The 13,967-nt window shown below is 42.0% G+C and carries 11 protein-coding genes and 1 pseudogene; 2 read left to right on the top strand and 10 right to left on the bottom strand.

The genetic code is table 11. The features are described 5' to 3' along the window. Nucleotides 1-87 precede the first annotated feature (87 nt). Both EBB_RS13615 and EBB_RS13620 read right to left on the bottom strand, forming a co-directional pair. A complete protein-coding gene (locus EBB_RS13615) occupies nucleotides 88-2,472 on the bottom strand; it encodes a penicillin acylase family protein (protein WP_192394353.1) in 2,385 nt (794 codons plus the stop codon). 15 nt (nucleotides 2,473-2,487) lie between these two features. After that, nucleotides 2,488-4,173, bottom strand: coding sequence for a cyclic peptide export ABC transporter (locus EBB_RS13620; protein WP_192394354.1), 1,686 nt, complete (start codon nucleotides 4,171-4,173; stop codon nucleotides 2,488-2,490). A 790-nt stretch (nucleotides 4,174-4,963) separates the two neighbouring features. Here EBB_RS13620 and EBB_RS13625 point away from each other — a divergent pair. Then, nucleotides 4,964-5,476, top strand: coding sequence for an RNA polymerase sigma factor (locus EBB_RS13625; protein WP_192394355.1), 513 nt, complete (start codon nucleotides 4,964-4,966; stop codon nucleotides 5,474-5,476). Between the two features lie 96 nt (nucleotides 5,477-5,572). Then, nucleotides 5,573-5,791, top strand: coding sequence for an MbtH family protein (locus EBB_RS13630; RefSeq protein ID WP_192394356.1), 219 nt, complete (start codon nucleotides 5,573-5,575; stop codon nucleotides 5,789-5,791). A gap of 126 nt (nucleotides 5,792-5,917) precedes the next feature. On the opposite strand, the pseudogene EBB_RS26705 reads toward EBB_RS13630, so the two are convergent. The 8 genes and pseudogenes from EBB_RS26705 to EBB_RS25930 all read right to left on the bottom strand — a co-directional run bounded on the left by EBB_RS26705 (nucleotide 5,918) and on the right by EBB_RS25930 (nucleotide 13,966). Further along, nucleotides 5,918-7,488: pseudogene (locus EBB_RS26705) on the bottom strand (carbamoyltransferase family protein). Between the two features lie 59 nt (nucleotides 7,489-7,547). Then, nucleotides 7,548-7,916 carry a carbamoyltransferase N-terminal domain-containing protein gene (locus EBB_RS26485; RefSeq protein ID WP_306790003.1) on the bottom strand — a complete coding sequence of 123 codons (369 nt, stop codon included), beginning with the start codon at nucleotides 7,914-7,916 and terminating at the stop codon, nucleotides 7,548-7,550. 103 nt (nucleotides 7,917-8,019) lie between these two features. After that, nucleotides 8,020-8,316 (bottom strand): glycosyltransferase, encoded by a 297-nt coding sequence (locus EBB_RS25915; protein WP_225587439.1) that lies wholly within the window; start codon nucleotides 8,314-8,316, stop codon nucleotides 8,020-8,022. Next, on the bottom strand, nucleotides 8,316-9,050 hold the full coding sequence (locus EBB_RS25920) for a glycosyltransferase (protein WP_225587440.1): 735 nt from the start codon (nucleotides 9,048-9,050) through the stop codon (nucleotides 8,316-8,318). The genes EBB_RS25915 and EBB_RS25920 overlap by 1 nt, the downstream gene beginning before the upstream one ends. Beyond that, on the bottom strand, nucleotides 9,047-9,361 hold the full coding sequence (locus tag EBB_RS25925; protein ID WP_225587441.1) for a hypothetical protein: 315 nt from the start codon (nucleotides 9,359-9,361) through the stop codon (nucleotides 9,047-9,049). The genes EBB_RS25920 and EBB_RS25925 overlap by 4 nt, the downstream gene beginning before the upstream one ends. Nucleotides 9,362-9,656: 295 nt before the next feature. Beyond that, nucleotides 9,657-10,997 carry a nucleotide disphospho-sugar-binding domain-containing protein gene (locus tag EBB_RS13645; protein ID WP_192394357.1) on the bottom strand — a complete coding sequence of 447 codons (1,341 nt, stop codon included), beginning with the start codon at nucleotides 10,995-10,997 and terminating at the stop codon, nucleotides 9,657-9,659. 65 nt (nucleotides 10,998-11,062) lie between these two features. Continuing rightward, complete coding sequence (locus EBB_RS13650) at nucleotides 11,063-12,235, bottom strand: PepSY-associated TM helix domain-containing protein (protein WP_225587442.1); 1,173 nt, start codon at nucleotides 12,233-12,235, stop codon at nucleotides 11,063-11,065. A gap of 42 nt (nucleotides 12,236-12,277) precedes the next feature. After that, nucleotides 12,278-13,966 carry a TonB-dependent siderophore receptor gene (locus EBB_RS25930; RefSeq protein ID WP_306790021.1) on the bottom strand — a complete coding sequence of 563 codons (1,689 nt, stop codon included), beginning with the start codon at nucleotides 13,964-13,966 and terminating at the stop codon, nucleotides 12,278-12,280. Between the last annotated feature and the right edge of the window lies 1 nt (nucleotide 13,967).

Below are 13,967 nucleotides of genomic sequence, written 5' to 3' on the forward strand. Positions count from 1 at the left end.
ATATTCTACAGATAGTGAGTTAAAAAACGGTTTATCATTTTAACGAATTCTAATTTCATTGATTCAGTTATATCGTCTTCTGCCAGGTTATTCCGGTTTTAACACCAGTTTATGTTGGGGTTTGCCAGTCACCAAGGGCATTGGTAAGCCTTCTACCCAAAAAGATTGCTGATCCTTGTAATAGCCAGATAGCGGATGCCCGGATTGTCCGCCAGGCATATGTAAAATGCCTTCAGATAAGTGACCGGGGGATGCCACCAAGCGCTCGCTAGCCCCAAAATCTGGGCCAGTTACCCGCACGCAGAATCCGCCGCATCCAGCTAACGGTTGACGTGGCATATCTAATGCAAAGGAAAGCAAAGGCAACGCCCTGGAGAACGGGTGGGCGTGGCCGACGATGTTTTGCTTACCCCAGGTAAGATCAGTCAAGCTGACATCAGGATGACGAGACATTACCGTTGACGCGCTAACCTCCAGTTGCGCCAGGATAAATTGATCCCAAGTCTTATGACGCCCAGCTTCCGGCAATAATTGCGTCGGGTTTTCCGTTAACAATGCTTGCAACGGTGTGTCGACATAATTCCAGTTATAAACAAAATTTTTGTCGGCTTGCTTGCTTGCATTTAGAAAAGGCGTAAACACCGAATCAATCAATTGCTTGCGGAATTCCACCAATATCGGTAATCCCAAACTTGCAATATCAGCTCTACCGTTCCAACTTATCAAATAATCTCTTAACGCGATTAACTCCGGCTTTTGCGCTAAAACGTCTGGCGACAATGCTTTCAATGCTAATTGCTGGTAATAGTCATAAAATTCAGTTTGGGTATCTTGCTGAAGATTGAACAACGACCATTCGCTATGGGCTGTCGCTTGCTTGATTTGTTGAGTGATACGGTACGCTCGGTAGCCATTAACAAATTGATGACCAATGACGAATGGAAAGTCTGCAGCGAATCGCCGATCATTGGCCGACACTAAAAAACCTTCGGTGGGATCAACGGATTGCGGCATTTCATTGGGTTGAATGTAGCCTTGCCATCCTGTTTTACCATCGGCCCACGAATGACTGATTGCCCCATCGCCGCCCAATCGGCGAGGAATCTTACCTGTCAATGTCCAGGCAATGTGCCCATACTCATCTGCCAATAAAACGTTCAATTGCGGTCCGCCGGCGCGTTTAGCAATAGCTAACGACTCATTCAAGGATTTGCTTCCTTCCAAATCAGCAATACCGATATTAACCGCATCCGTATCCAAAGCCACCCAATGAATGGCAACCGGCTGCCCCAATAACGGTTGCGCCGCGACCGGCCCCCATTGCGTTTCTCTAATCGTTAATGCTTTGGGCTCTGAGCTTTTGATCTGTATCGTTTCATGCCGTTCTTGGAAGTCTTGCCAATGATCGCCAACTCGGTATTGCCCGGCGTTGTCAGGATTGATTTCAAGTTTGACCAAATCCAAAAAGTCTCCGCTGAGGTTGGTTACTCCCCAAGCCACATGCTGGTTACTACCTGAAACAAGAAAGGGAGTGCCAGGCAAATTTAGGCCGACCGCCCGTACCTCGGGATATTGAAGCTCAACGCGATACCAAATGTTCGGGACACTAATCCCCAAATGCATATCATTTGCCAGTATCGCGCGACCATCGCTTGTTTTGCTGCCACTAACTGCCCAGGCATTGGAGCCTGCTAGCGTTTCATCGGGAGCCTTAGCTAAGCTTTCCAAACTAGGTGACTGTCCTGCCAGCAGTGTTTGCATGGCAGGCACGGGAATACTTTGCGGCGGCCTGAGGGATTTGGTGTATCCCATCAAGTCGTCTGTGAACCGGTCACTATCCGGTGTCAAGAATGCCATGACATCAGGTGGTAAGGTCTGATCCATAATACTAAGCGTCCGTTCGCTATGCTCAGCCCAAGCGGTCAAGTTTTCAAACATCCCTAACACAACCAGTAAGCAATCTTCGGCCCGCCACGGCTCAGGCTGGTAACCCAACACTTTAAACTCAAAGGGAAGAGCAGGGTTTTGCTGCAGATAGCTGTTGATGCCATCCGCATACGCCTCTAAATACTGACGATGAACTGCAGGCTGCTTAGATAAAATTTGCTGAACTCTGACATTGAAACCATAGGTTCTTGATAGCAAGTCGCTCTTGATAGCCATTTCGCCAAATATCTCAGCTAATCGTCCAGCGCTCTTGCGGCGCATCAAATCCATTTGAAACAAACGATCACGAGCTGTGACATAACCTAGCGCGCGCGCCGCATCGAGTCGATTACTAGCGCTGATAAGCGGAATACCGTAAGCATCCGTGTCAACAGTGACTGATGAAGACAACTTGGCCAATTTGAATTCGCCGTCCAGCGCAGGCAGTGATTGCAACCACCAGCGATAACCAAAGCCACTTGCAGCAACAACTAATAGTCCAATTGAGCCAAGCCCAACACCCAGCCATTTTTTAGGTTTAGCCATGGTCGCTCACCCGCATCATGAAATTGACGTTTCAGTTTGAGCCGAACGCAGCCAGTCAGCGCTTGCTGTTGCGTGTTCGGGGAACCCCTGGGGGTATTCAATCGCAGCAATATTGCCTTCATCGAGCTTGATACATCGATCAGCCAAATAGAAATACTTTTCATCGTGGGTAATCGCCAAAACCGTTTTGCCGCGGGTTTTTAGTGCAGGCAACAGCTCGGTGTAGAACAAGTGTTTAAACTCAGGATCTTGATCGGCGGCCCATTCGTCAAACACGTAAAAAGGCCGATCCTCCAAATAAGCCACCAGCAATGCCAGACGTTTTCGTTGCCCTTGGGAAAGACTTACTGAAGAAAACCGGCCATTGATAATCTCCACCTTATGACTAAGGTGTAAACGCTGTATATAGTTCTCCAAGGCGTCTCTATGCTGTTCCACATCAACACCGTACAACTCGTCAAATAGATAAAAATCTGAAAAAATCACTGAAAAATTTTGCATATACGCATCGCGATTGCACGCATCAACAGGGCAGTCGTTCCAGGAAATCGTGCCGCGCTCAGGATGATAAAGACCGATCAACAACATTGCTAATGTCGTTTTGCCGCTGCCATTGCCACCCACGAGAAAGACCAACTCCCCCGGATGAAATTCAAGGTCTATTGGGCCTAATGTGAAATTCCGGTTTTCCTTTTCACGATGAAAGCTATGGGTAACACCGGTAAGGGTCAACGACGTAAAGCTTTTCTGTACTGCTAATTTGGACAGACGTTCAGCAGGGCTTTGTTCAACCAGTTTTTCTTCTAACTTCAGGACGCTATCTAACGAAACTTTCGCTCGACTAAAAGCAGGTAAGCTACTCGTCACAATAGTAAGAGGCGACATCATGAATAAAAAAACTAAAACATAGCCGCTGATGATTTCTTGAGTCAGGGTTTGCCAAATTGGAAAGGCGTATAAAATCGCCCCAATGGTCAGATAATAAAGAAATTGAACCCATTGGTTTATCCACAGGTAGGCGACCGTCGCGCGAAATGAATGTTGCCGGTAAGCTTCAGCACTACTGGAAAGCGATTGGGTCACAAATGCTTCGCTTCTAAGGCGATGAAGTTTTAATTCACGAACCCCTTCCGTCAAGGCAGTGAACCCGCGGCTGAGCACATCATATTCATCGCGTGCGGTTCGAACGGACCTGATGGGTATATCTTTTAAGAAGTTAAACGTCGTCACGCCAAATAATATGATGCCAGCAAGAACCAAAGCTAATTGCCAAGACAACCAACTTAAATAAGCCATGCAGCCAATGAGAATGGCAAAATTAATACAGAGCACAGGAAAAAGCTCGCTGGCGCTTGCTATAGCGCTAACATCCTCAGTCAGATGGCTAAGTAAGGCCGATTTACCCATTTTTTGCAAATTTGGGTATGGCGCATTCAAAATTAACCGGCTAATGCGGAGTCGTAGATCCCGGACCAACTGCGTGCTGAATTGATTCAACAAATAATGCGATACCGTTCGACTGACCAATACCGTAAATGCTAATCCGGAGAACCACCAAATTGCATGTGCTATGTTTATTTGGCTAACTAAACTGGTATTGATAAACGCAATTAATGCAGCGTTACTCAGGCCGCTGATAACACCTGTCAGTAACACACCAGCAATAGTGATCCATGAAGAGCGCCATAAAAAAAGCAGCATAGTGACTCCGTTATATAGTTAAACCAGTTGACAGAGCGTAATTGTTACCAAAACACCTACTCATATTGAACACGACGAACTGCCAAGCAGTTTTGCATTGCCTAAAATAAATGCTCAGTTTATAGAAGACGGTAGGTTTCGATCATTCCGCCATGATTACAGTAACCAAGTTGAATAATAAGAACTTGTTCCCATGATTGGATTGGATTTTCACATCCATACCATATAGAAGACGCCGCGAACGTAAAAAAACCCCAGCCATATTCGTTGATCAGCCCCCCCTGTTAACAATATGGCTTTTGAATTCAGCATACTACGCAATACCCTCAAAAGATATCAAATCAAGCAATCTATGCTATGCACGGCGGCGCTACTTAATAGCCGTAATAACCCACTCACTCTTAGGGTCCAAAGCTTTTATTAGCACTGAAAATTGAATACGGCCTATCTGGGTTAAACCTAGAGAAGCAAGTTAATGGTAATAACTAAGCTGTGTTATATGACACATATTAATCGGGCATTACACTTATCCGCACGCCAAACTTGCCAAGCAAATAAACGCAACTTATTGATACGCATTAGCATTAACGATAGGCCTAATTATTGCTGTGATCAACAGATTATTGTTTTAATTTTGATGCAAAGCTTCCGCTTAAAAGATTGCTGCTGTTAACCCTGGAAAATTATGAAATTCACATACGCTTAGCCTAACAATCGAGCCATATAACCCTTTGCGCCCCATGTCAATGCAGTTGACTAAGTCGGCAAAACAACCAATAGGAACTTGAGCATGAACTTTGAAACTGTGTACATCGACCATCAATCGGAGCTACAACTTCATTTATCACGTATTGTTGATTGTCCGGATATCGCCGCAGAACTTGTTCAAGAATGTTTTATTATATTTTCCAGGGAAGCTCGTAAGCAGATTATCGAACACCCACGGGGCTTCCTATTTCAAACAGCTAAAAACTTAGCTTATGACCATATCAAACACCGTAAAGTCATTGAGAAACATCTAAACAACACAGACCCAACGCAAGCTTTTTGTGACGAACTACCTTCAACAGAGCACTTGGCAATCATCAATGAAAAACTATCGATTTTTTCCAATATCGTTGACGAACTTCCCGATCGTGCCAGAGAGGCATTTATTTTGAATCGTGTTTATGGCATGACCTATGCCGAGATTGCCATTGAGATGAATATTACTGATAGTGCAGTCGAAAAACTTTTAGCTCGGGCGCTATTGCATTGCCGCAAACAATTTAAAATTCATCAGTCCGATTTTAGCAACGACTGAGGACAAAGAGGATTCAGATCGTCCTCCTGATTGAAGAATTTAACTTGTGAAGCAAACTACTTCACTTCTTTTATACTGTGAACCACGGAGAACGAAATGACTTGGGACGAAGAAGATACAACGATTTATCAGGTTGTTGTAAATGATGAAGAACAATACTCTATCTGGCCAGACTATAAAGAGATTCCCGGTGGTTGGCGAGCCATTGGCCCCAAAGGACCTAAACAAGAATGCTTGGACTATATCAAAGAGGTCTGGACAGATATGCGTCCGCTGAGCCTGCGGCAGCATATGCGAGAGGCGGGGCTGGAATAAAGAAAAAAGGGCATATGGAGGTGCCCTTTTTCTAAACGTCCACTTATTTTTGCTTACGGTGCCGGCGCCTCTAAAGAGGCAATTTAGCAAGAATCTCACATCCCTGTGAGTAACGGCGACCGCCCCTTAACCAATCGCCCGTGGATTCAGGATAATTAACCGATCCGACCACAAATCCGGCAACTCTTCGAATACCAGACTCCGATGCTCGTTAGAAAAACTCAAGCTGGACATCAGTTGCGCCAAAGTTTGTTTTCCATCCGCCGCCCGCAACAGGCGGTACCAAGGCTCCGACAACACATGACGCCGAGCAGCATCGTAGTTCCAAACCAAAAAATAACTAAACCCGCGCTCGGTATTGCTAATGTACTTATCTTCGCGATTAAGTACGGCTGCTTTCGGCAGCGACACAAACAAGTCGGCTAATTCGCTATTACCCCATCTTCTTTTAGTTACCAGATGGTCTCCAACCACCAAGTAATCCAAACCGGATGTTAGATAACACACCACGGCGTCGTCGATACTATCGACTATCGGCTCGGCGTTGTTGTTGAACGACGTATTCAACAGTATAGGAACCCCGGTTTTACGACCGAAGGTTTCAATCAACTCCCAATAGCGGGGATTATTCTCCCGGCTCACCGTTTGCAATCTGGCCGTACCGTCGACATGGGTAATTGCCTGCAATTGCTCCCTCCACTCCGGCTTGACATTTAACACGAACGACATAAACGGAAAATCTTCCTGCTTGCCCGGCACTTCGAAGAAATCGCGCACCCGCTCCGCCAATACCGATGGTGCAAACGGCCGGTAGCTTTCTCGCATTTTGATCATCGCATTGATAGTTTCTTTATGCGACGCGACCCGGGGTCCGCGATAATACTACGGTTACCTAATGCTCTTGGGCCAAACTCCGAGCGACCTTGCACCCATCCGATTACCGCGCCGTCGATAATCAAATTCGACACCTGTTCCGAACGTTGCTCCATTTTTTCAATCGATACAAACCCTTGCCACGGGGTAAGAATATCTGCCACCTCGATATCGTCAATCAGTGTTCCCCAATACGCATGAGTGGCTTTTTTATAGGGTAGATTGGGTTGCAACTGGTGTGCGACAAACGCGGCCGCTCCATAGGCACAACCTGAATCGCCGGCAAACGAAGGTACAAAAACTTCTTCGAATAAGCCCGAATAAAGAATCTTTCCGTTCATGCTACTGTTTTGACCGACGCCACCACTAATTACCAAGCGGGTGTGGCCGGTCAATTTTTGATAATGACCAAGCACATGAAAAACAATAGCCTCCAGCGCATCTTGTAATGCCGCCGCTATATCCATGTGAATTTGGGTAAATGGTGTATCTTTACTACGAGGAGTAAGTATATTAAACAGTTCTGGTATTCTTTCTCTATGCAGCGAATAGTCGCCACTAGGCAACAAAGTATATAATCGCTGAAATTCCTCTTTGTAAGTCTCGCTGGCCCCATAAGGAGACAAGCCCATGACCTTATATTCATCAAAGTGGCTATAACCAAGAAATCGTATAACTTCCCAGTATAGAAGTCCTAATGAATCACTCGCCGGCTTACTCAATAAATAATCAAATCTTTTATTTCTAACGTCAATGACATTAGTTGCCACCTCATCTCCGAGTCCGTCTATGGTCAACACTAGGCTATCACTGAATCCTGACATATAATAAGCAGTGGCAGCATGCGTAGTGTGGTGATCTACAAACACAAGCTGATTTTCTTTTAAGCAAAACTCAAACTCACGAAAAATAAATGCTCGAAAAGTTTATGAGGGTTTCCTATCTCAATCAATAATGGATTATTTAGTTGCTCTTGCTTTAATATTCTGTTCAAAACATCCTGATTAAAATAGACAACAATATAATCAATATCTGTTAGGCTTTTATTTGCTTCCTCTAAGCAAAACCGTACAGATAATACCCAAGCTTTATTGGTATGCTTTATACGATTTAATCTCTCTTCTTCAATACCAACAATAACAGATCCGTCTTGAATTAGTACCGATGCTGTATCATGGTATGCATTTTTAGAAAGCCCAAAGCTCGAATCAAATACTGAATCGGCGCCACCATTTAAACCTAGAATAAGCATTAGACCTCCATGAGTAATATATAAAACTGCTGTTTTTTTTGGGTTCTAGCTCAGAAATAGAAAGCATATACTTGCCAAGTAATCCCAATAATTCTGAAATATTTTATTGATCTATAAATTCCTCTATTAACTTAATACTCGGCATCTCTTCTTCAGTTTTTATGAAGGATTTTTGCATCAAACGTACTTGTTCGATATATTTAGTATTAGTGGTTACTTCGGTTATGAGTTCCCGGAGTTTATTACCATTGATTGTCTTAAAGTCACCTTTTAGGCCTAAGCCGTGATAAGTTACTCTTGCTACATTGCCTGGCTGATCAAACCATAAAGGAAAAACTATCATTGGAACACCAAAAAATATACACTCCTTAATAGAGTTAGGTCCACCATGGGTAATCATTAATGATGATTTTTTAATATTTCTAATTGTGGCGCATGGTTAACAATAATTACATTGGAGGCGGCGTTATTAAAATATTTTGTATCAAAATTGTTGCCGATTGATAGTATCCAATTCCATGTTGGCCAATTATTTGACACTTCTATAACTGTGCGAAAAAATCTTTCATAATCGTTTTTTGCCAGTAGAGGGAGAGTGCCAAGCGCCACATACACTATAGGTTGCGACTCAGCAACTCTATTCCAAGGAAAATGCGATTGTTCTCTATGTAAATCAATTGAGGCTTCTACATAATATCTTCCTTCTTTTTTAGAGATAGGATACTCAAAACTAGGAGGACAAAGAACTAACTCCGGCAGCTTCAGTTGAGGGTTAGGCATATCAGTCCAAAAACAAATATCAGTGTACGAATAACTACAATATTTAGCGATTTTTTTTATTTGGCTTGGTGGTAATATATTTAAACCATTACGAGTCAAATAGGCTTCGTGTTGAATCCGTTTGACTCTATATATTAGCCATGAAAAAATTATTTTGATTGGCGACCAAAGTGATTGGCTTGGAGATAAGTCACATTGGACAGGAGGTGTTATATAATTAACCCTCCCTCCCAGAACACTAAAAGAATAAATTGACTTAAGTTTCATTTTGTGAAACATCAGCGCCCATATGATTGAATCAACTCCCGAGGTGGATATTAAAACTATATCAGGATTTATTTCCCGCACAGTCATTTCAAGCTCCCTCGCCCCCCCGCAACGAGATAATTGATGAAATTATGAAAATGACTGGTAAGTTCTTTTGCAGATTCAAGATTAAAATCCTGAGATGTCGCTTTTAAAAAGACTTTATCAAACCAGCCGCTAGGAAACCATTGCTCATAAACTGAAACAAATTTAAACCCATTTTCATATATAGTAGGTTTGCAATCTGCAATGCCAAGATAACTGATGATATGACCTTTATCTCTCAGATTCCGGGCCAATAGCAAGCTCGAGTTAATAGTACTCACTATCGGTGGATAGCAAAAAACGATGTTGGCCATGTAAAATTACAATTAAATTGTATAGTCAATATTACTTTCAAATTCAGACAATTTAAGTTTTTATTTTAAATAGCCAAAAAGAAAGGCTGGGATAAATAGGCGTTACAACATTAGCAGAAGAGTTATTAATGCCAAATTATTAGATCATAACTTCCTAAGTCATTTGCTTACCGGCCCGGTATAATAATATATTCAAATATTCTCGCCGTAATACAAAACATCAATCGATTAATATTGATCTTTGGAGCCGATCAATCAACTGCCTTACAAACTAAAGAAAAATGTAGTCTATAATTTAAAAACAGAATGTATTGATAATACTACTTCCTGCATTTAATCTATCAGCTTCTTCGAATTTTTTTTGCATAATTTTTATTTGCATTCTGTAATATGGGTTTTTTTGTATTTGCATAATCATAAAAGTTAATTTTGAACTAGTTAACTTACTCATATTTCCCTTTAAACCCAACCCCTGATATGCAACCCTTGCGGCATTCCCATAATGGTCGAAAGCTAAAGGAAAAACTATCATCGGAACGCCAAACAAAATACATTCCTTAATAGTATTTGTGCCGCCATGATTAATCATGATTGCCGTTTTTTTTAACACGTTCAACTGCGGTGCAGTTTTGACCAAAACAACATTGTCCGAAATATCAATGAAACTCTTATCATCTAACTGATCTCCCACAGCCACAATCCAACTCCATTCCTGATGTTGCTTTGCTGTATCAAGGATTATCTGAAAGAAACCTATTCGTTCTTGCTTGCTGAGAAAGTTTAACGACCCTAGTGCACAGTAAATTAGAGGTTTACCTGTATCAACCTTTTCCCAAGAAAAAGACGGTTGTTTACGATGCAAATCAATAGATGCTCCAACATAATAGCGCCCAACTCGCTCTACGTCATAAAAATCGAATTCTTTTGGGCATAGTACTAATTCGGGCAGCTTTAATTTTGGTGCAAGCATGTCTGTAGATATATCAATCAATTTAAGTGGATATTTATAATGTTTACAAAGCTTTACTAGGCCTGTTTTAACACTTAGTTGTGACTTCAAAACTGATGAGTAAATAACATCCTTTGCAAGCCTATTAAATAAATATTTTTTCCATGAAAGAATTATTTTGAATTGCTCAATAATTGACTCTCCAGGAATAATGCCTGTGGTAATTGGCGGTACCCGTGTTGACTGAGTACCGCATAATGTATCGTGCAAATAAATTGTATTTATGCCGGTCGTATATGCAAGTAATGCCCAAATAAAAGAGTCATAATGTGTAGCAACCACCACCATTATTTTTGGGTTTATCTGGCGAACAACATCATAAAACTCTTTATCCTCGCCTGCGATAAGAGCATCAAGGAACATCTCAATATGTTTTATATTTTTTCTACGCTGACCTATTTTTCGCCAAAAAACAAATGATTCTTCCTCTTTGATTTTGTCTTCCCCAGGAAACCAGCTCTCAAATAAAGGTATAAAGTTAAAGTCGTTGATCGGTACAAATTTCTTACAGCGACTTAATCCCAAGAAATAAATATCATGTCCTAGTAATTTTAATTCTCTAGCTGTTCTTAAACTTGCATTTACAGATCCTGCTATGGGGTGAACAAAAAATATAATTGCAGCCATCAACGCCTCCCATTGCATAGTAACCCATTGTTTTTTAAACTAAAAACTAACATTGTGAATTATCATTACCTAGCGGGCTTGTTCCTTTGACTCTTCTGATACCACCTGATAACACCAGTGACATAAAGGGATAATGGAACTAGTCCTGATATTAAAATGATGACTTGCCCCGTAACTCCAAAAGCCTCGCCAGTGTGTAATGGATAAAGCCATTTAACTAAAATATCGCCCACGCTTTGCGTATTTCTATCCTGAACATGAACGATTTTTCCACTATATTGATCTATCCAAAGGCGGCGATAAGAATGTTTTTGGTTAGGATCGTCAAGTTCCCGCTTATGCACAAGATAAACATCTTGCTCGTTTTGCGGAAAATCAATCCGTCGGTACTCCCCATCTGGACATTGAGTATCAGTAACAGCCATAACCTGAGAAAATCTAATCGGCTCTTTATTATGATTTGGTATAACACTAAGAAAAATGGGCCATGGCTGAGAGACGGGGGAAAAGACGTTAATTAACCTACGACCGTATTCCGGAAAAATTAAATACACTCCCGATAAAATCAAAAAAAGAAGAACAATTACGCTATAAAAACCAAAAGTCTTATGCAAATCGAAATTTAATCGTTCAATGCTCGAGTTTTTCTTGATTGTCAGTGCGTTTCTAAGTTTACCGGGAGTGGGCCACCACAAAATCAAACCTGTCAATACAGAAAATAATAAACCCAAGCCTATAAAGCCCACGATATTCATCCCTGCTTTCGCCAGGCCCAATGAATAATGTAAGCGCAAAATAAAATCCTTAAACGGATCGCGCCATATCCGTTCAAAATCGATTAATAAACGCTGCCCTGTTACTTCTGCCGTATAGGGATTGATAAAAATTTGATGTCTTTCCAGATAGCTCGCATTGGGTGATGGCTGTTCAAACCACAGAGCAAACGCAAGTCCGTCGTGTCGCGGGAAATCAAGGCTTATCGCTTTACCAATGCTCGGCAAAGCACTAATACCCGATACGACAATCTTATCGATTGGCTGGTAACTTTCATGCCCGGTTTTAACGGAAACGGTCATAAGGTTAGAATTAAGCCACTCGTCTAATGGAAGTTCAAATGCCAACAAACTCCCAGTTAAGCCGATAATGACGAAGATCGCCCCCGCAAATAGGCCAAGATACAAATGTAGTTTTAGCCATAGTTTGCGGCGATTTTTGCGTGCCATATCCATTGCAGTCATTTAACTAAATTCACAGATTAAGCCTGAAAATTTTCAGGCTATTTAAGGCCTGACTGTATTAGAAATTGGTTGGTTAAAACTCCACTCGAACCGATCCCATAAAAGTTCGGGGGTTCCGATGGTGATAAAACTTCCACTATTAGTGCCTGCGTAGTAGTTTTTATCCAGCAAGTTATCAACATTGAATTGGGTCGTTAGTTTTGTATTCCCAACTTTCATTTGGTAGCTTGCCATTAGGTTTGCTGTAACAAAGCCAGGCAACTCATAAGTATTTCCTGCGTTGCCCTCTTTTTGACCCTGCGCGATGGCTCCCGCACCGAACTTAAGTCCTCGCAAAGCACTGGTTTGAAATTCGTAAGTACTCCAAAAGCTTCCGGAATGTTTTGGGGCTAAAAACAATCTATTTCCCTGGTTACCAATTCCCCCTGTAGGATCAACATCTTTAGTTATTTTTGCAAAAGGTGTGTAAGCGTAAGTTGCGATAACATTCCAACCGGGAATGATTTCTCCCGTAGTATCAAACTCTATCCCCTTACTTATAGCTTCGCCAATCGCACGGCCATTTCCATTTGGGTCTCCTGGAATTGCAGTAAAAAGATTCTGTTTAGTTAATTCGAAATAAGATACTGTCGTTCTTAACCTCCCATCCCAAAATTCGGTTTTAAAACCTGTTTCCCATTGTTGAGCACTTTCTGGTGGGAGAGAAGTTCCATCAGTATTAAATAAACTATTGGTGCCACCAAAGTTTTCGGTATAGCTTCCATAAAGTGAAAGCCAATTGACTGGCTGCCATAATAAACCACCACGAGGACTAATATGATCAACTGATTCGGTGACGCGTCCAAGAATATTGTTTATCCCTTCGGCATTGTCGTAACGAAGTCCACCAAGTGCATGGAAATGGTAAGGAAGCTCAATTTGGTCTTGAAAATACAACCCGTGCCAGGACTGGGTATATCCTTGATCATCCCGTTTCGTTAAAGCAGGGGATGTTGTTAAATAAACCGGGTTGAAAATATTAAATCCCGAAACCGATCCACCATATCTATTCGTTATCTGGTCATCGATAACAAAATAATCGTAGCCCCACAATAGCTTATGCTTAAGTACACCGGTTGAAATATTCCCAATCAAATTAAGCGAAGTAAAATATCGTTGTGAGCTAGGTGTTGCATTGTTGAAATTGCGAGTAAGCAAACCATTAGCTCCGGCTGCACCAAAGTTTAACGTTTTGCTTTCTTTTTCCATGAATTCAGATGTAAATCTATGAGTTAGCTTCCAGTTGTCATTGAACTCATGTGACCAATTGAATCCAACTAGCACTCTATCGCCGACATTCTTATTGTTTAGTGACTCATGTAACGCTCTGTCCAATGGAACATTCGCAGGACGATCACCTATCCGAGTGATACCTGGATCAGGTTTATCGTTGTAGTGTTGATATTCAAGCTCTAGGGTCGCTTGGGTTCTCGGACTAATATTCCACTTGAGAACTGGGGCGACAAAAACCCGCTCCCCTTCTATAAAATCTCGGAAAGAGCCTGCGTTTTCATAGGACACGTTAAGTCTATAGAGCAGAGTGTCATCCTTTGTAATTGGTGCAGTCGCATCCAAGGTGGTTCGGTAGAAATCATATGACCCAAACTGTTGCTGTAGGGCATAATAGGGAGTTGTAAGCGGCTGTTTAGTGACAATATTAACAATCCCCCCGGCTCTGCTCGACCAAACAATA

This window comes from Methylomonas fluvii, from assembly GCF_014850975.1.
Lineage (GTDB): Bacteria > Pseudomonadota > Gammaproteobacteria > Methylococcales > Methylomonadaceae > Methylomonas > Methylomonas fluvii.